A 20117-nucleotide genomic window follows, 5' to 3' on the forward strand; every position below is an offset into this window, starting at 1 on the left:
ACAACATCGTCTTACAGGTCTAATAGTAGACGAGTTGGGTCTTCCAGGAAGTCCTTAATGGCAACCAGGAAGCCAACAGACTCACGACCATCGATGATACGGTGGTCATAAGAGAGTGCTAGGTACATCATAGGTAGAATTTCTACCTGACCATTAACCGCCATTGGGCGATCTTTGATGGCATGCATGCCCAAGATAGCGCTTTGTGGCAGGTTAAGGATTGGAGTAGACATTAGCGAGCCAAATACGCCGCCGTTAGTCACGGTGAAGTTACCGCCGGTCATGTCGTCAACAGTCAGCTTACCGTCGCGGCCCTTGATAGCCAGTTCACGAACGTTACGCTCGATGTCAGCCAGGCTCATGGTGTCTGTGTCACGTAGTACTGGCGTTACCAGGCCACGTGGCGTAGAAACCGCGATGCTCACGTCGAAGTAGTTGTGGTAAACGATATCATCACCGTCGATAGAGGCGTTCACTTCAGGGAAACGCTTCAGGGCTTCGGTCACGGCTTTCACGTAGAAAGACATGAAACCAAGACGGATGCCGTGCTTCTTCTCGAACAGCTCTTGATACTGCTTACGAATGTCCATGATAGGCTTCATGTTCACTTCGTTGAAGGTCGTCAACATAGCCGTTGAGTTCTTCGCTTCCAGCAGACGGTTTGCGATAGTCTTACGCAGACGCGTCATAGGTACACGCTTCTGGCTACGCTCACCTAGCGGCGCAACAACGGCTGGCGCCGCAGCTGACTTAGCAGCAGGCGCTGACTTGATGAAGGCTTCCACATCTTCTTTAGTGATACGACCGCCAACACCAGTACCCTTAATTTTAGCGGCATCCAGGTTGTGCTCGGCAATCAGACGACGTACAGATGGACTTAGCGCGTCGTTAGACTCTTCGCCAGCCGCTTCCGCTTGCGGGGCTGCCGCTTCGGCTTGCTCTTTAGAGACTTCCTGACCGGCAACCGCACCAGCAACAAACTTAGCAATAACGGCTTCGGCCAACACTGTGTCGCCCTCTTCCGCCAGGAACTCAACGATTGAACCATCTTCTGGCGCAACCACTTCTAGAACCACCTTGTCGGTTTCGATATCGACCAGGTTTTGATCACGAGACACTTGCTCGCCAGCTTTAACATGCCATGTGGCGATGGTTGCATCAGCAACTGATTCTGGCAGTACGGGTACCTTAATTTCGATACTCATGGAAAGCTATCCTTTTTATAAATTGTCTATTACTACAGTTTTAATGCGCTATTGATTAAAGATTCTTGCTGCTGGGTGTGCAGGGCCGGATAACCACATGCTGGCGCGGCCGAGGCTTCACGACCCGCATAGGTTAATTGAGCACCGGCAGGAATGGCTGCCCAGAAGTGATGCTGGCTGCAATACCAAGCGCCCTGGTTCTGAGGTTCTTCCTGACACCAAACGAAATCTTTAACGTGCTGATACTGGGCGAGGATCTTTGCCATATCTTCGTGTGGGAACGGGTACAGTTGTTCGACACGAATGAGTGCAACATTGTCCAGGTTCTCTTTTCGACGCTTCTCGAGCAGTTCGAAGTAAACCTTACCGCTACAGAAGACCACGCGATCGACCTTGCTGCTATCGAGATCATCTATCTCGGCAATCACATTCTGGAAGGTGCCTTCGGCCAGCTCTTCCAGGCTAGACACCGCCAGCGGATGACGCAGCAGTGACTTAGGTGACATGACCACCAGAGGACGACGCATAGGACGCACTACCTGACGGCGTAGCATGTGGTAAACCTGTGCCGGTGTCGATGGGACACACACCTGCATGTTGTGGTTAGCACAAAGCTGCAGGAAACGCTCCAGACGTGCACTCGAGTGCTCTGGGCCCTGACCTTCGTAGCCATGTGGCAACAGCATGGTCAAGCCACACAGACGGCCCCACTTCTGCTCACCTGAAGAGAGGAACTGATCGATCACCACCTGGGCACAGTTAGCGAAGTCACCGAACTGAGCTTCCCAAATGGTCAGGCCGCCCGGCTCAGCCGTCGCATAGCCATATTCGAACGCCAGTACTGAGGCTTCAGACAATACCGAGTCAGAGATATCGATAGGGCCTTGCATGTCAGACAGGTGACGCAGTGGCAGATAAGCCGTCGCATCATTTTGGTTGTGCAACACGGCGTGACGGTGAAAGAAGGTACCACGGCCGGAGTCTTGACCTGTGATACGCACGCGCTTGTTGTCATCCAAAATCGAGGCATAGGCTAGCGTTTCGGCGAAGCCCCAGTCCAGCAGCTTGTCACCGGCGGCCATGGCCACACGGTCTTTGTAGATCTTAGCAACACGCGACTGTAGCTTGTGGCCCTCTGGCACGTAGCTGATCTTCTCAGCCAATGCCTTAACGCGATCTAGCGGTAACTCGGCAGGATAAGCCTCGTCCCACTCGCGGTTAAGATAAGGTGTCCAGTCAACCGTGTGCAGCGTCATTGGACGCCACTCTTTAACTACGCAATCGCCTTTATCCAACGCATCGCGGTAGTCGTTGATCATCGCGGTCACATCATCCGCGCCTAGAGTCTGCTCTTCGATCAAACGGTCGGCATAGATCTTACGTGGCGTTGGATGTTTCTTGATCTTGGCATACATCAACGGCTGAGTTGCACTCGGCTCGTCGGCCTCGTTGTGGCCGTGACGACGGTAACAGACCAGATCGATCACTACGTCACGCTTAAACTCGTTACGGTAATCAACCGCTAGCTGAGCAACGAAGGCGACCGATTCTGGGTCGTCTGCGTTCACGTGGAAGATAGGCGCCTGTACCATCTTGGCGATATCGGTACAGTACTCGGTCGAACGGGTGTCTTCAGTCAGGTTAGTAGTAAAACCTACCTGGTTGTTGACCACGATACGGATACTGCCGCCCACCTTGAAGGCACGGGTTTGAGACATGTTAAAGGTCTCTTGGACAATACCTTGACCGGCAATCGCGCTGTCGCCGTGAATAGTGATAGGCATTACCTGAAGACCCGTCTTACAACCGCGGCGGTCCAGACGTGCTCTTACCGAGCCCATGACCACAGGGTTAACGATCTCAAGGTGTGATGGGTTAAACGCCAGTGCCAGGTGAACGTTGCCGCCCGGTGTTTCGAAATCTGATGAGAAACCTTGGTGATACTTAACGTCACCGGAACCGTTTAGCTCATCGCTGTGCTTACCGGCAAACTCGTCGAAGAGTTCTGATGGCTTCTTACCTAAGATGTTAACCAGTAGGTTTAGACGACCACGGTGAGCCATGCCCACGACGATCTCTTTAGTACCCGCTTCACCGCCACGATAGATGATTTCACGCATCATAGGGACGAGCGCGTCACCACCTTCCAGTGAGAAACGTTTTGCGCCGGGGAACTTGGCACCGAGGTACTTCTCCATACCTTCGGCGGCATTCAGGCCCTCGAGGATACGTGTCTTGGTGTTCTTATCGTAATTCGCTCTACCTAATGATGGCTCCAAGCGTTGTTGGATCCAACGCTTCTCATCGGTATCTGTGATGTGCATGTATTCCGCACCGATAGCAGCACAATAGGTTGCTTTCAGTGCTTTAACCAGATCACCCAGCTTCATGGTGTCGCCACCGTGAGCAAATGAACCAGTGTTGAATTCACGCTCCATATCTTCGCCGGTTAAGCCGTGGAAGGCCGGGTCCAATTCAGAGACGGTATCGCGCTTCCATAGCCCGAGGGGATCCAGATTCGCATTCTGGTGGCCGCGGAAACGGTAGGCGTTGATCAACTGAAGAACTTTAACCTGTTTGGCATCGACTTCTGGATCGGTCACACGAGCAGCGCTCTTGTGACGACCGTCTAGCGCCAAACTACGGAAATATTCACGTACTTTAGAGTGGGCAGCTTCGGGCACATCTGCTGTTGCACCGTTGGCATATGGGAGGTTATCAAACACCGCTCGCCAGTCGTCTGATACTGACTGAGGGTCCTCTTGATAGGCTTCATACATCTCTTCTACATAGGTCGAATTAGCCCCGTTTAAATGAGACGATTCGAGCCAGGCTTTCATGATGCCTTGGTGCATTTCTATTCCTTTCAAACTTTATACACGTGTTTTTAGCCAAAGTATTGAAAATGCAATCCAGTCAAATGTACTGCAATTGCAAAATATCTGCCGCCCCTAGAGTCCAGATTTCACGGCATGTGTAGTTCCATTACATAAAAGAGCCACTTCTCACATAGAAGAAGTGACTCTCAAAAGAGCTATATAATTATTAAAATCAGCTCAGTGTGTTGCATTTAGACAGCTCGCTTAAGCAGCATAGACTTGATGTGTCCAATTGCTTTAGTCGGGTTGAGTCCTTTAGGACAAACGTCAACACAGTTCATGATGCCATGGCAACGGAATACGCTGTAAGCATCGTCGAGCTCAGACAGACGCTCTTCGGTGGCGGTATCGCGGCTATCGATAAGGAAACGATAGGCATGCAACAGGCCACTTGGACCGATGAACTTGTCTGGGTTCCACCAGAATGATGGACAAGCCGTTGAACAACACGCACACATGATACACTCATACAGACCATCCAGGTGCGCACGCTCTTCTGGCGATTGCAGATGTTCACGGGCCGGTGTCTTGTCGTCGTTGATCAGGTAAGGCTTGATCTTCTCGTACTGCTTGTAGAACTGAGTCAGGTCAACAATCAGGTCACGAACCACAGGCATACCCGGCAGTGGACGTATCTCCAGCTTCTTACCCTTGAAGGTAGAAATTGGTGTGATACAGGCCAGACCGTTCTTGCCGTTCATGTTTACGCCATCACTACCACAAACACCTTCACGGCATGAGCGACGGAACGCCAGCGTTGGGTCTTGTACCTTCAGCTGCATCAGGACATCCAGCACCATCATATCGGTACCGTCAGCCACTTCTAGCGTGTAATCCTTCATGTAAGGCTTAGAGTCTACTTCAGGATTATAGCGATAAATAGCAATCTTCAAATTCATCTTATCTTCCTTAGTAGGTACGCTTGATCGGCGGGAAGGCTTCACGAAGCTTAGGCTCCATGTTTACCGCACGCTTGGTCATCTGTTCGGTCTGAGGATCGAACAAGCTGTGACACAACCAGTTCTCATCATCACGCTCGAGGAAGTCTTCACGTGAATGCGCACCACGACTCTCTTGACGGAAGTTCGCCGCATAAGCAGTCGCAATCGCTGTCGCCATCAGGTTATCTAGCTCTAGACACTCGATACGCTGAGTGTTGAACTCTCTTGAGTTGTCAGACAGCTTGGCGTTAGCCAAACGCTCGCGAATCGCCTTAAGCTCTTCAAGACCTTCTGCCATTGCCTCGCCGGTACGGAATACCGAGAAGTTAAGCTGCATACAAAGCTGAAGATCTTTACGGATCTGCGCAGGATCTTCACCGTCTTTGTTGCTTTCCCAACGATTTAGACGCTCAAGCGACTTAGCGATGTCGGCATCGGTTGCATCTTTAGGTGTAGCAGTCTCATCCAGCGCCTTACCCAGGTGCTGACCGGCTGCACGGCCAAAGACCACGAGGTCGAGTAGTGAGTTACCACCCAGGCGGTTCGCGCCGTGTACCGATACACAGGCAATCTCACCCACGGCAAACAGACCAACGACATCCTGCTCGCTACCATCTTCATTCTTACGGATCACCTGACCGCTCACCTTAGCAGGCAGACCACCCATCATATAGTGACAAGTTGGCAGTACAGGGATTGGACCATCGGCTGGATCGATATGCGCGAAGGTACGAGACAGTTCACATACGCCTGGTAGACGTGCTTCAAGAGTCTCTTTACCTAAGTGATCGAGTTTCAGTAAACAGTGAGGACCTAGTGGACCATCAAGGCCACGGCCTTCACGGATCTCAGTCATCATAGAACGTGCTACCACGTCACGAGATGCCAGGTCTTTCGCGTTTGGTGCGTAACGCTCCATGAAGCGCTCGCCGTCTTTGTTCAGCAGGTATCCGCCTTCACCACGACAACCTTCGGTGACCAGTACACCCGCGCCGGCGATACCGGTTGGGTGGAACTGCCACATCTCCATGTCTTGCATCTGCACGCCAGCGCGCATCGCCATGCCGACACCGTCACCTGTGTTGATGTGAGCGTTTGTGGTAGAGGCGTAGATACGACCCGCACCACCGGTAGCTAGAATAGTGGCCTTAGACTTGAAGTAAACGATCTCGCCGGTTTCGATTTCGATTGCAGTACAACCTACGATGGCACCGTCTTCGTTCTTAACCAGGTCAAGTGCATACCACTCAGAGAAGACTTCAGTCTTATGCTTAACGTTCTGCTGGTATAGACAGTGCAGCAAGGCGTGACCCGTACGGTCGGCCGCCGCAGCGGTACGTGCCGCCTGCTCGCCACCGAAGTTCTTCGATTGGCCGCCGAAAGGACGCTGATAGATCTTACCGTTATCGAAACGAGAGAATGGCAGACCCATGTGCTCAAGTTCGATAATGGCTTCTGGACCGGTTTGGCACATAAATTCGATAGCGTCTTGGTCACCGATGAAGTCGGAACCCTTAACGGTATCGTACATGTGCTGTTCCCAATGGTCTTCATGTGCGTTACCTAGGGCAACGGTAATACCACCCTGGGCAGAAACGGTATGAGAACGCGTTGGGAATACTTTAGATAACAGCGCGCAGCTCTTACCTTCTTTAGAAATCTGTAGTGCAGCTCGCATACCCGCGCCACCGGCGCCAATTACGACTGCATCAAACTCACGTACTGGAATACTCACTTAAACACCCCACACAATAACAATGCCAGCAGCCAGGTAAGAAAGCGCTGCTACGACGAAGACGAATTGGAGTACGCCACGGACGGCTACCGGCTTAACATAGTCGGTGAGCACCTGCCAGATACCGATCCAGGCGTGAACCAGGATGGCGACCAGGGCAAGAAGCGTAAACACTTTCATCGGCAAAGCACTGAACAAACCGTGCCATACGTCATAAGTGAGAGGCGCACTAGCGGCGATGAATCCTACTAAGAAAATGGTGTAACAAGTAAGGATCACGGCACTAGCACGAAGAAGAATAAAATCATGAACGCCACTGCGTCCAAGACTCGCTGCATTTGTTACCATACCCAAATCCCCGCAATGATTGACCATGCCGCAGCAATAACGAAGGCGGCTTTCGCTGAAGCGTTACCCGATTCCAACTCTTCCCAACGACCGGTATCCATGATCAGGTGGCGTACGCCAACAATCAGGTGATAACCAAGCGCGGTCAGAATTCCCCAGACAACAAACTTAACGATAAAGGTATCAAATAGAGATTGAATGCCTGCGAAACTCTCAGCAGATGCGAGTGACTCACTCAACAACCAGATAAGAATGCCGACGGCAAACAGCATGATGACACCGGAGACACGGTGTAGGATTGACGCAATCGCTGTTGCAGGAAAGCGAATGGTCTGCAGATCTAGATGGACAGGTCTTTGCTTTTTCACGTTCTGCTCACTCTGCTCCATTGAGCATTATTTTTGTTATTGAACCTCTTTCGAACGAAATTTGACCAGCAAGCAAACTTACCACCTCCTCTCGCCTCAAAAGGAAAGTTGAAACAAACAGTTAACTAATTCAAAAATCACTAAATAAGTATGTAAATAATGGTCTACGAATTGGTTTGTTTGCAGCTCTTTCGAGCCGAAGCAAGTATACGCCCCACAAATGTCAAATACAAACATCACATTATGCAAATTTTGTTTTTTTGGTAAAAAAATCTGCCAAGTTGCTGTATTGGCGGGCACTTACGTCAAATTAAGACCATGGTCTAACGAATTTAAACACTTATTTAAATTGAAATGTGATCTAGATTCACTGTAAAGTATTGGCGTTTGACAAAGCCGCACTCACATAAGAATGAAGTAAGGAGAACGGGGTATGGCTGATAATATAGCCAAATTGGAACTACCAGGGAACGATTCGATTGACCTGCCTATTAAGAAAGGAACGGCGGGATTTGATGTTATCGACATCAGTAAACTCGGTAGCAAAGGTCATTTTACATTTGACCCAGGATTCCTAGCGACAGCATCCTGCGAATCAGCTATCACTTACATTGATGGCGCCCAAGGTATACTTTTACACCGTGGTTACGCGATCGACGAACTTGCCGTCGACTCAGACTATTTAGATCTTTGTTATCTACTGCTTTACGGTGAGTTACCTAACAAGGCTCAATACGACAAATTTGTTTACACGGTTAAGACCCACACTATGGTTAACGAGCAACTGGCTTCGTTCTTCCGTGGTTTCCGCCGTGACGCACACCCAATGGCCATGCTATGTGGTGTCACAGGTGCATTGTCTGCATTCTACCAAGACTCTCTCGATGTCAACGACGAACACCACCGCGAAATTGCGGCGTTCCGTTTAGTCTCTAAGATGCCGACTATCGCCGCTATGTGTTACAAGTATTCAATTGGCCAACCATTTGTCTACCCACGTAACGACCTAAGCTATGCCGGCAACTTCCTAAGCATGATGTTTGCGGTTCCTTGTGAAGAGTACAAGGTTAACCCTATCATTGAACGCGCTATGGACCGTATCTTTATCCTGCACGCAGACCATGAGCAAAACGCTTCGACCTCTACCGTGCGTCTAGCCGGTTCATCGGGTGCTAACCCATTTGCGTGTATCGCAGCGGGTATCGCTTCACTATGGGGCCCTGCACACGGCGGCGCGAACGAAGCTTGCCTGAACATGCTGGAAGAGATCGGTACTGTCGATCGCATTCCTGAGTTCATCGCTCGTGCGAAAGATAAGGAAGATCCATTCCGTCTGATGGGCTTCGGTCACCGCGTTTACAAGAACTTCGACCCTCGCGCCAAGGTTATGCGCGAAACCTGTCACGAAGTGCTTGCCGAGCTTAAGGTCAATGACCCGCTGCTCGACGTGGCGATGGAACTTGAGCGTATCGCACTGGAAGATGAGTACTTCGTGTCGAAGAAACTCTATCCAAACGTCGATTTCTACTCAGGCATCATCATGAAGGCTATCGGCATTCCAACCAGCATGTTCACCGTACTGTTCGCCCTGGCGCGTACTGTGGGTTGGATTGCACACTGGAAAGAGATGCTGGATCAGCCTGGTCACAAGATCAGCCGTCCACGCCAGCTCTACACAGGCTCACCAGAACGCGACTTCGTCAAACTGGACAAGCGTTAATCGCAGCCTAGTCTTAAAAAGCACCCTATGGGTGCTTTTTTTATGCCTCTCTTCTAATAGCGTTGCTTTAATCGCTCTTCTTTTAATCGCTCTGCTTTTAATCGCTCTGCTTTTAATCGCTCTTCCTTAATCGCTCTGCTTTAATAGCTCTATTTGGTCGCTCTCTTTTAATGCCTCAGTTTCAGGCAAGGCGTTATGCCTGAGCTTTTATATGAGCCGTTTACATACACCTTTTACATGAGTAGTTATAGACGAGCTTTTATATCTGGATGTTGGTATCTGAGCCTTCACCACTATGGGTTCACGATTTAAAGCGATTGACTCCCTTTACCTTCCACAAGTCTTCTCTTTCAGCTCTTTCCTCTCTGCCCTTCCCGCTCAGCCCTTTTTCTCTCAGCACTTCACTTCTAAACCTTTTCCCATTAAGCAATCAGCCTTACATCCGTGTAAGTTAAGCTGCCCCTATGTAATAGAGATACATTTTGTATCAAATCCAATTTGCACAGACCTTGGTAATAGGTCTTAACTGTTAATTAGTCAAAAGCATCACATGTTAAACATTTTCGCTACAAACCAGTTAACAAACTCACCATGCCCTAACTGATTCTAGCGTAAGCAACTGATAAATAGTCGTTTAACATTTTGGCACACCTTGTGCTTACTAAGGCTAATTGGATAAATAACATAGGTATCTTCACATGGAATCTTTTTCAAAGTTTAAGTTGGCACTTCCCCTACTATTTGTTGCCGTACTCAGTGCATGTGGTAATGAGGAAACAAAGAAAGAAGAAGAAAAGTACGCCGTTCCCGTCGAAACCACAACAGTCATACAAGGTGATGTCTCCTCTTTTTATAGTACTACCGCAACTCTGGAAGCTCCTCAGGAAGCCGACGTTGTTAGCCGCATCGCCGGTCTTATCGAATCCATTAAAGTCGAAGAAGGGGATCGCGTCTCCAAGGGGCAATTGCTGGCAGTAATCGATGCTAAACGCCAGCGCTACGATCTGGCCCGCTCACAGGCCGAAGTGGAGATCATCGAGCAAGAGCTCAACCGTTTGAAGAAGATGAGCAATAAAGAGTTCATCAGCGCCGATTCCATGGCCAAACTCGAGTACAACCTGCAAGCCGCCATCGCCAAGCGCGACTTAGCCGCCCTTCAGGTAGAAGAAAGCATGGTTCGCTCCCCTATCGACGGTGTAGTTGCCAAGCGTTATGTGAAGGCCGGTAACATGGCTAAAGAGTTTGAGCAGCTTTTCTATGTGGTTAATCAAGATGAACTGTATGGCATAGTGCATCTACCAGAGGCGCAGCTGCAGAGCCTGCGTCTAGGCCAGGAAGCCGAGCTATATGCCAACAAGCACACCCAAGATACTATTCACGCCAAGGTGCTGCGGATCAGCCCCATAGTCGACCCTCAAAGTGGTACCTTTAAAGTCACCCTTTCAGTGCCTAACCAGAATGCCCAGCTAAAGGCCGGGATGTTTACCCGGGTTGAGCTGAGATACGACACCCACAGCAATGTGATAACCGTTCCCTACAACGCCGTGGTCAATCAGGACAATCAATACGCCCTGTATGTCGTCCAAGGGGAAAATGCCCTGCGCCGCGAAGTCGCCCTAGGCTATCGCGAGGCCGATACCGTAGAGGTGGTCTCAGGACTGGAACCCGGCGAACAGATAGTGATCCGCGGACAACAAAACCTGAAAGATCAATCCTTAGTTGAAGTGATCAGCCAACTAGACGTTGCTCGCGCACAACAATAACGGGAACTTAGCTTATGTCGATAATTAATACTTCCGTTAAACGGCCGGTATCCGTGTGGATGTTTATGCTGGCGGTGATCCTATTTGGCATGGTGGGTTTCTCTCGCCTGGCGGTGAAACTCCTGCCGGATCTCAGCTACCCTACCATCACCATACGTACCCAATATGAAGGAGCCGCGCCGGTCGAGGTTGAGCAGCTTGTCTCTAAGCCCATCGAAGAGGCCGCAGGTATCGTTAAGGGGCTGCGTAAGATAAGCTCCATCTCCCGCTCTGGCATGTCAGATGTGGTGCTCGAATTTGAATGGGGCACAGACATGGACATGGCGAGCCTGGAGGTGAGGGAAAAGCTAGACACCATAGAGCTACCCCTGGATGTGAAGAAGCCGCTGTTGCTGCGCTTTAACCCTAATCTGGATCCCATAGTACGTCTAGCCCTCTCCCTGCCCGACGCCGATGCCCAGTCGCTCAAGCAGATGCGCACCTTTGCTGAGGAGGAGCTCAAGCGTCAGCTGGAATCCCTCAGTGGCGTCGCGGCCGTCAGGCTCTCCGGTGGTTTGGAGCAAGAGGTGCATATTCAGCTGAACCAGGAGAAGCTGACTCAGCTTAACCTGAACGCAGATAAGATCCGCGAGCGTATCGCCGCAGAAAACATCAACCTCTCTGCCGGTAAGGTGGTACAGGGCGAGAAAGAGTATCTGGTGCGTACCCTCAATCAGTTCAACTCCCTGGACGAGCTGGGTCAGATCATCGTCTATCGCGACAATCAGACCTTGGTACGTCTGTTCGAGGTGGCCGACATCATAGACAGCCATAAAGAACGTAACGACATCACCCGCATTGGCTCTGCCGAGTCGATCGAGCTGGCCATCTATAAGGAAGGCGATGCCAACACGGTTGCCGTGGCCCGTAAAGTCACTGCTAAACTTAACGACCTCAAGAAGCTAAACGAGAAGGCTGAACTTAAGGTTATCTACGATCAATCAGAGTTTATCGAGAGCGCAGTCAGCGAGGTCACCTCGGCGGCGCTGATCGGTAGCTTACTCTCCATGCTGGTGATCTACCTATTCCTCAGGGACATAGTTCCGACCCTGATCATCTCCATCTCGATTCCGTTTTCGGTGATTGCCACCTTTAACATGATGTATTTTGCCGACATCAGCCTCAACATCATGTCACTGGGCGGTATCGCCCTGGCGGTGGGCCTCCTGGTGGACAATGCCATCGTGGTGCTGGAAAACATCGACCGCTGTCGCAAGCTGGGAATGAATAAACTCGACGCCGCCGTGACGGGTACCAAAGAGGTGGCCGGCGCTATCTTCGCCTCCACCATGACCACCCTGGCGGTATTCGTACCGCTGGTGTTTGTCGACGGTGTTGCCGGCGCGCTGTTCTCGGATCAGGCGCTGACAGTCACCTTCGCCCTACTGGCCTCCCTGCTGGTCGCCCTGACCACCATCCCTATGCTGGCATCGCGTGAAGGCTTCAAGGCCCTGCCACACCTGGTACAAAAACGCGAAAAGCCTGTGCTCGACACTAAGCTGGCCAAGGTGAAGCATTATGGCGCCACCGTGTGCTCCTTCCCCTTCGTGCTGCTGTTTAGTTATCTGCCGTCACTGCTACTGACCCTGGCCTTGATGCTGAGCCGCGCCTTTTCATGGCTTGCAGGCCTGGTCATGCGGCCCATCAGCCTGGCATTTAACTGGTGCTACAACCTGCTAGAAAGGGTTTATCACAAACTGCTACGCAAGGCGCTTAAGTTTACCTGGGTGACACTGGTCATCGCCCTCACTCTCACCTTGGGCACCATGAGCCTTATCCCAAGACTCGGCATGGAGCTGATCCCGCCGATGAATCAGGGCGAGTTCTATGTAGAAGTCCTGCTGCCGCCGGGCACAGAAGTCAGTGAGACAGACAGAGTGTTACAAAAGCTGGCCTTGTCTATCAAAGACAGGGAAGATGTAAAGCATGCCTACAGCCAAGCCGGTAGCGGCGGTCTGATGACCTCAGACACCTCGCGCGGCGGCGAAAACTGGGGCCGTCTGCAGGTGGTGCTGGCCGATCATCAGGCCTTCGATGCAGTCACCCATGTGCTGCGCACCACAGCCATACGTATCCCAGAGCTAGAGGCCAAGATCCAACATCCAGAGCTGTTTAGCTTCAAGACACCGCTTGAGATAGAAGTGATTGGCTATGACTTAGCTCAGCTAAAGCAGACCGCCGATAACCTTATCAGCGCGCTGTCAGACTCAGATCGTTTTGCCGACCTCAACACCAGCCTTCGTGACGGTCAGCCAGAGCTGAGCATCCGCTTCGACCACGCTCGCCTTGCCGCCCTAGGCATGGACGCACCAACCGTGGCGAATCGTATCGCCCAGCGCATCGGCGGCACAGTCGCCAGCCAATATACGGTGCGCGACAGAAAGATCGACATCTTGGTGCGCAGCGAACTCGAGGAGCGCGACCAGATAAGTGACATCGATTCGATGATCATCAACCCCAACAGCAACCAGCCTATTCCACTGAGCGCCGTTGCCGATGTCTCCTTGAATCTGGGCCCTTCTGCCATCAACCGTATCAGCCAGCAGCGCGTTGCCATCGTTTCGGCAAACCTCGCCTATGGTGACCTCAACGATGCGGTACTCGAGGCAAGAAGCATCATAGATCAGCAAAATCTGCCAAGCTCGATTCAGGTGCGCTTCGGTGGCCAGAACGAAGAGATGGAACACTCCTTCCAGTCACTTCAGATCGCCCTGGTATTGGCCGTCTTCCTGGTATATCTGGTGATGGCCAGCCAGTTCGAGTCGCTGGTACATCCGCTGCTCATCCTGATCGCCGTGCCCATGGCAGTTGGCGGTAGCATCTTCGGTCTCTTCATCACCCAGACTCACCTGAGCGTGGTGGTGTTCATCGGCCTTATCATGCTGGCGGGTATCGTAGTGAACAACGCCATCGTCCTGGTGGATCGCATCAACCAGTTGCGTGAGCAGGGTATGGCTAAACTGACGGCCATCGAAGAAGCCGCCAAGTCTCGCCTGCGCCCCATCGTCATGACCACCATGACGACAGCACTGGGTCTGGCGCCTATGGCACTGGGTTTAGGCGATGGCAGCGAGGTACGTGCCCCCATGGCGATCACAGTGATCTTCGGCTTGTCACTTGCCACGCTACTGACGCTTGTAGTGATCCCAGCGCTCTACGCCCTGTTCGATCGCAAGGCCTTTGACACGCCAGCCGAAGTCGTCCAAGAGGGAGAATCAGTATGAATATCACTCGATTAGCCCTAACGAGACCCGTTACTACCAGCATGTTCTTCGTGGCCATACTCCTCTTTGGTCTGGCCTCGAGCCGCCTGCTGCCACTGGAGATGTTTCCCGGCATAGAGATGCCGCAAGTGATGATTGAAGTCCCCTACAAGGGCTCAACCCCTGCCGAGGTGGAGCGTGAGATCACCAATGTATTGGAAGAGTCTCTCGCCACCATGGGCGGGATTGAGGAGCTGAGATCGCGCTCATCGCAAAATGGCGCCGAAATTGAACTCAGGATGAAGTGGGGCGAGAACGTCTCCACCAAGAGCCTGGAAGCCAGGGAAAAGGTGGATGCGGTGCGCCATCTCTTGCCTAAGGATGTGGAGCGGGTCTTCATCCGCCAGTTCTCCACCGCCGACATGCCTGTGCTGACCATACGTATCTCGAGCGAGCGTGAGTTATCTGGCGCCTTCGACCTGCTGGACAAGCAGCTGAAGAAGCCGCTAGAGCGTGTCGAAGGGGTTTCTCAAGTGAGTCTCTATGGCGTCGAGCAGAAACAGATAGAGATCCGAATCGATGCCGACAAGCTCAGCGCCACCGGCATCAACAGCACCATGTTGCAACAGCGTCTTGGGCAGGAGAACTTTATCGTCAGCGCCGGAACCCTCAGGGCGAACACCCGTGTGTATCAAGTGTCGCCAAAGGGTGAGTTTCGCGATCTCGACGATATCGCCGCCCTGGTATTGATCCCAGGCGTCACCTTGGGCGATGTGGCCAGCATTCGCTACGCCCTGCCCGAGCGCCTCGATGGTCGTCATCTGGATCAGAAATATGCAGTCGGTCTGGATGTGTTCAAAGAATCCGGCGCCAACCTGGTGGACGTGTCTGAGCGCGTACTCAAGGTGATCGAGGCGGCTAAACAGGACCAGCAGTTCAACGGTATCAAGCTGTTTATCATGGAAGATCAGGCCTACGGGGTGAAATCCTCCCTGTCTGATCTACTCGCTGCCGGTCTGATAGGCGCCCTGCTCTCGTTTGCCGTGCTCTATCTCTTCCTGCGCAACCTAAAGATGACACTGGTGGTGGTCTCCTCTGTGCCCATTTCTCTGTGTATGACGCTGGCAGGCATGTATTTCTTAGGCTACAGCCTGAATATCCTCTCTATGATGGGACTATTGCTGGCAGTCGGCATGCTGATCGACAACGCCGTGGTGGTCAGTGAGAGCGTGCTGCAAGAGAAGCAGCATCAAGGCACGGCAACCACCTCCCAGGCGGTGCTTACGGGCGTCAACAAGGTTGCCCTGGCGGTACTGGCCGGCACCCTGACCACAGCCATTGTATTCTTGCCAAACATCTTCGGCGTCAAGGTAGAGCTGACTATCTTCCTGGAGCATGTGGCCATCGCCATCTGTATCTCGCTGGCGGCCTCGCTCTTGGTTGCTAAGACTTTGATCCCATTGATGTTAACTAAGCTGCATTTCGAGATTGAGACCAATCCCAAGCAGAGCAAGCTCGAGTCTTTCTACGAGCGTAGCCTGGCGTGGATCTTACACAGACCCAAGCGTTCAGGACTGATTGCCGTGATCATCCTAGCCTCAACGGCGCTGCCGCTGAGCATGGTGCAACAGGATCAAAACGACGGTGAAGGTAATAACCGCCTCTACATCAACTACCAGGTAGAGGGACGACACAGCCTGGATGTTACAGAGGCGATGATCAACCGCATGGAAGATTACCTCTACGCCAATAAAGAGGCGTTCTATATCGACTCTGTCTACAGCTACTTCTCGGCCGACAGAGGTCAGTCGACCCTGCTGCTACAGGAAGATGCCGACATAGATATCAAGGCGCTGAAGCGCAAGATCCGTGAAGGCTTCCCTAAGTTCTCCATCGCCAAGCCACAATTTGGCTGGGGTAACGACAACAATGGCATTCGCGTCACCCTTACCGGACGATCCACCAGCGAACTGATCACTATCAGTGAACAGGTGGTGCCTATGCTGGCCAAGATAGACGGGCTCATCGATGTGCGCTCAGAGCTTAACAGCACACAGCAAGAGGTGATCATCGAGCTGGACCGCACCATGGCAGCGAGACTGGACTTGAGCCTGAGCGAACTTGCCCGCAGCGTGTCTATGGCCCTTCGTGGTTCGCCGCTGCGCTCTTTCAGGCACGACCCAAGCGGTGAGCTGCGCATCGAGCTGGCTTACGACAAACAGTGGCGCGAGTCGCTCGAAAGGCTAAAAGAGCTACCTATCGTGCGTCAGGGAAATCGCGTATACACCTTGCAGAGTCTGGCCGAGATCTCAATTCGTCCACGATTCGATACTATCCGCCATTATGATCGTCAAACAGCACTCTCAATCGGCGCCAATCTAGATGAGATGACCACGGAAGAGGCACAAAAGGCAATCAAACAGGTGATGGATGCGGTGCAGTTTCCTGCGGGCTATGGCTATTCGCTGCGAGGCGGTTTCCAGCGTCAGGATGAAGATCAAGCCATCATGGCAACCAATATGATCTTGGCCATCGCCATGATCTATATCGTCATGGCCGCCCTGTTCGAATCGCTACTGCTGCCAACGGCTATCATCACCTCGATCCTCTTCTCCATCACAGGGGTGTTCTGGGCGCTACTGCTGACCGGCACCAGCATGTCCATCATGGCCATGATAGGGATATTGATCTTGATGGGGATTGTGGTGAATAACGGCATAGTACTTGTGGATCAGATCAACCAGAAGACGCCTGAACTGGATCGTCTATCTGCCACCATTGAATCTGTGTGTATCACCCGACTGCGCCCGGTGCTCATGACAGTCGGCACCACGGTACTAGGCCTGATACCACTGGCTATGGGCGACACCCAGATTGGTGGCGGCGGCCCCCCATATGCACCCATGGCGATCGCCATCATAGGCGGCTTGAGCTTCTCGACGCTGACCAGCCTCTATCTGGTACCGCTCTGCTATCAAGCCCTGTATCGCATGCGCCATCAGGCAGCCATCAAGCTGGGTAACGCCGACAGGTTTACGCGCCGCATCATGCCCTGGGCTCACTAAGGCCGACAGGAAAGGCGCACAATTCAGACAAACTAAAAAAGGCTGCTTCTTGCAGCCTTTTTATTATGCAACTATATAAATTGATTCGATAAGAGAGAAAAAGGTCTTCCAATGAACAACATCTTACGCTTTGCACTGACAAGCCTGCTCATCGGCAGTTATGGCATCAGCATCAATAGCTTGGCCGACGAAGATAAGTTTGCCAAAGTCGAAATAACGGCCACCAAACTTTCAGAACATGTCTATATGCTGACAGGCGCCGGCGGCAACATAGGAGTATCGGCTGGAGAAGATGGTCTGCTGATCATCGACGATCAGTTTGCCCCACTGGCAGACAAGATTAGCGCAGCGCTGGCCGACATCCAGGCGGGCAAGCCTAAATATATCGTCAACACCCACTACCATGGCGATCATACCGGCGGCAACGACATCTTTGGCCAAACCGGCACCATCTTCGCCCACGACAATGTACTCAAACGCTTGGCCAGTAACCAAGACTTCACTAAGCAGGCCTTGCCCAGCATCACCTATGACCAGGGGATCAATATCCACTTCAATGGCGACACGCTCTCACTCGTGCACCTGGGCGCTGGCCATACAGATGGTGATAGTGTGATCTTCTGGCGTGATGCGCCTGTGGTGCACATGGGCGATCTATTCTTTAAAGACAGATTTCCCTATATCGATCTTAAAGGGGGTGGCTCGGTACTCGGTTACCGCGACAGCGTCGCCACCATCTTGGCCAAGGTCAATGACAACACCAAAATCATTCCGGGACACGGCGAACTGGCCAACAAACAAGATCTGATCAAGTTCAAGCAGATGTTAGACACCTCTATCGACTGGATGAACACCCAGCTCAAATCGGGCAAGTCGCTCGAGGCCATCAAGCAGCACGGCTTACCGAACGATTTACAGGGCTGGGGATGGAAGTTTATCTCTCAGGAGACCTGGATAGAGACCCTCTATAACGGCCTTAAGAGTCAATAATCAACCCAAATATAGATGCGATTAACAGAGAACGAGTAGCAGCGATAAGGCTATCTACAAATATATTGACCTATAAATGAATAAGGCGCGGTTTAAGGACTGTGCCTTTTCCTTCCTAAGCCGTCTTCACCTACTGACCATTTTCAATCCTAATTTCACTTATCGCTATGGCTAGTGCCCAGCATAATCCTTCGACAAAACGGCGATAAGCCGAGACGAGCTGTCCCTAATTTTGTCAAAAAAGCACCTTAAAACAGCCACACATGAGAGCGATGACTAAACAGGCCAAAACACAGCTTGGCAACATAGATAAAACCTAGAATAGATGGGCAATTACAGTGATAATGACCGTACATAAAAAGAATCACAATTAGATACACTATCAGCTTGCGTTAATACCAAGCTTTCCTAAAATTTAAGCATCCTATCTAGCAATTGCATTGGCTGTCTTGGGGCCCCGGCTAAGGATCAAGTGTGAGTAACCGTAAGAGGAACTTAACACACAAGGAACGTAACATATTGGTATTAAACCTCACGGATGAAGTGTGCCTTACCGATAAACAAACCGATACTTTACAATGGCATTTTAATCATGCCGGCACCCTTAGTGCGGCCTATAAAGCGTTAGAAAATGCCCCCTGCCAAATCGCCATCGCCATCATAGATATCCCCCATCAGCAGGTCGTACAGCGCGCTATCGAACTACTGTCTGCGCGGCAACCTGGCCTACTCTGGTTAGCGATCTCCTTAGACAGCCCACAGAATATGGGGAACCTTTGTTTCTGTTTTACAGATTATTTTCTTGATTTTCATCACCTTCCATTAGATTGGCAGCGACTCGAACACACCTTAGGGCACCTCTGTGGCATGGCTCAATTAAATGAGCAATGGAGTAAGGAACAAACCACACATCAACCACAATGTTTCTTCTTTGGTGAATCGAAAGTGATGCAGACATTGCGGGATAATCTCTACAAGATCGCCAAGTCAGATGAAACGGTATTGATAGGCGGCGAAACCGGCACGGGTAAGGGTCTTTGCGCCAATTTAATCCACTCACTCTCAACTCGTAAAAATGGCCCCTTTATCACAGTTAATTGCGGCGCCCTGCCCCCAACCCTCATTCATTCTGAGTTGTTTGGCCATGAGAAAGGTGCCTTCACCGGAGCCGACAGACAATACATAGGTCGCATCGAGCGCGCTAACAAGGGCACCCTGTTTCTAGATGAGATAGGCGATCTGTCACTCGAGTTACAGATCAATCTGCTGCAGTTTCTTGAAGAGCATTATATCGAACGTATCGGCGGTCAAAAATCGACTGAGGTGGATTGTCGCATCATCTTCGCCACCCATGTCAATTTGGAAAACGCCGTCGAAGAGGGAAAATTCAGAGAAGATCTGTTCTATCGAATCAATATCATACAAATAGAGCTACCCAGCTTAAGAGAACATAAGCAAGACATAGCGCTCTTGGCTCAAGACTACTTAAGCAAACTTGCTCCAGCCAATCGTCAATTTCAGTTTCACAAGGACGCACTACTTGCCATGACCAACTACCAATGGCCAGGCAATGTACGCGAACTTAAAAACCGTATTCAACGTGCCATCATCATGAGCGAAAGTGACACCATTACCGAAGCCGACCTCGGCATTAAATTCGCTTGTTCGGCAAACGATGATCCCGATGTGGTCGATCTGGCGCAGCACAGAACCGAAATTGATACCGAACTACTATTGGCCGCCATTAAGCGCAATAACCACAACATCTCGGCGGCGGCCCGTGAACTCAACATCTCACGAACGACTTTCTATCGCCTCATCAAGAAGTGCAAGATAACGCTATAGACAAGGTCAGTGGCAC

At 51.4% G+C, this 20117-nt stretch carries 12 protein-coding genes; 6 read left to right on the plus strand and 6 right to left on the minus strand.

Features of this window, described 5'->3' with window-relative positions:
• Positions 1-11: 11 nt before the first annotated feature.
• From odhB to sdhC, 6 genes are all read right to left on the minus strand, one after another.
• On the minus strand, positions 12-1205 hold the full coding sequence (gene odhB / locus K0H81_RS11565; RefSeq protein WP_220058426.1) for a 2-oxoglutarate dehydrogenase complex dihydrolipoyllysine-residue succinyltransferase: 1194 nt from the start codon (positions 1203-1205) through the stop codon (positions 12-14).
• A 32-nt stretch (positions 1206-1237) separates the two neighbouring features.
• Positions 1238-4060 (minus strand): 2-oxoglutarate dehydrogenase E1 component, encoded by a 2823-nt coding sequence (gene sucA, locus K0H81_RS11570; protein ID WP_220058427.1) that lies wholly within the window; start codon positions 4058-4060, stop codon positions 1238-1240.
• 215 nt (positions 4061-4275) lie between these two features.
• The gene (locus K0H81_RS11575; protein WP_144198821.1) at positions 4276-4983 is read right to left on the minus strand and encodes a succinate dehydrogenase iron-sulfur subunit; all 708 of its coding nucleotides are present in this window, start codon (positions 4981-4983) and stop codon (positions 4276-4278) included.
• Positions 4984-4993: 10 nt separating this feature from the next.
• Complete coding sequence (gene sdhA, locus K0H81_RS11580; protein WP_144198819.1) at positions 4994-6760, minus strand: succinate dehydrogenase flavoprotein subunit; 1767 nt, start codon at positions 6758-6760, stop codon at positions 4994-4996.
• Complete coding sequence (gene sdhD, locus K0H81_RS11585) at positions 6761-7108, minus strand: succinate dehydrogenase, hydrophobic membrane anchor protein (protein ID WP_011865451.1); 348 nt, start codon at positions 7106-7108, stop codon at positions 6761-6763.
• On the minus strand, positions 7102-7497 hold the full coding sequence (sdhC, locus tag K0H81_RS11590; protein ID WP_220044954.1) for a succinate dehydrogenase cytochrome b556 subunit: 396 nt from the start codon (positions 7495-7497) through the stop codon (positions 7102-7104). The genes sdhD and sdhC overlap by 7 nt, the downstream gene beginning before the upstream one ends.
• A 412-nt stretch (positions 7498-7909) precedes the next feature.
• Between sdhC and K0H81_RS11595 the strand changes: the two genes are divergently transcribed.
• The 6 genes from K0H81_RS11595 to K0H81_RS11620 all read left to right on the plus strand — a co-directional run bounded on the left by K0H81_RS11595 (position 7910) and on the right by K0H81_RS11620 (position 20101).
• Positions 7910-9196: a citrate synthase gene (locus tag K0H81_RS11595; RefSeq protein WP_144198816.1), complete on the plus strand. Its 1287-nt coding sequence runs from the start codon at positions 7910-7912 to the stop codon at positions 9194-9196.
• Positions 9197-9894: 698 nt separating this feature from the next.
• Positions 9895-10959 (plus strand): efflux RND transporter periplasmic adaptor subunit, encoded by a 1065-nt coding sequence (locus tag K0H81_RS11600; RefSeq protein ID WP_220058428.1) that lies wholly within the window; start codon positions 9895-9897, stop codon positions 10957-10959.
• A gap of 14 nt (positions 10960-10973) precedes the next feature.
• Entirely contained in the window at positions 10974-14222 is a 3249-nt protein-coding gene (locus K0H81_RS11605; protein WP_144198812.1) for an efflux RND transporter permease subunit, read from the plus strand.
• The gene (locus tag K0H81_RS11610) at positions 14219-17266 is read left to right on the plus strand and encodes an efflux RND transporter permease subunit (RefSeq protein WP_144198810.1); all 3048 of its coding nucleotides are present in this window, start codon (positions 14219-14221) and stop codon (positions 17264-17266) included. Before K0H81_RS11605 ends, K0H81_RS11610 begins: the two co-directional genes overlap by 4 nt.
• A 111-nt stretch (positions 17267-17377) precedes the next feature.
• Positions 17378-18256 (plus strand): MBL fold metallo-hydrolase, encoded by an 879-nt coding sequence (locus K0H81_RS11615; RefSeq protein ID WP_220058429.1) that lies wholly within the window; start codon positions 17378-17380, stop codon positions 18254-18256.
• A 474-nt stretch (positions 18257-18730) separates the two neighbouring features.
• Positions 18731-20101 carry a sigma-54 dependent transcriptional regulator gene (locus K0H81_RS11620; protein WP_220058430.1) on the plus strand — a complete coding sequence of 457 codons (1371 nt, stop codon included), beginning with the start codon at positions 18731-18733 and terminating at the stop codon, positions 20099-20101.
• Positions 20102-20117: the final 16 nt, after the last annotated feature.

The sequence above is a fragment of the Shewanella halotolerans genome (assembly GCF_019457535.1).
GTDB classification, from domain to species: Bacteria; Pseudomonadota; Gammaproteobacteria; order Enterobacterales; family Shewanellaceae; genus Shewanella; species Shewanella halotolerans.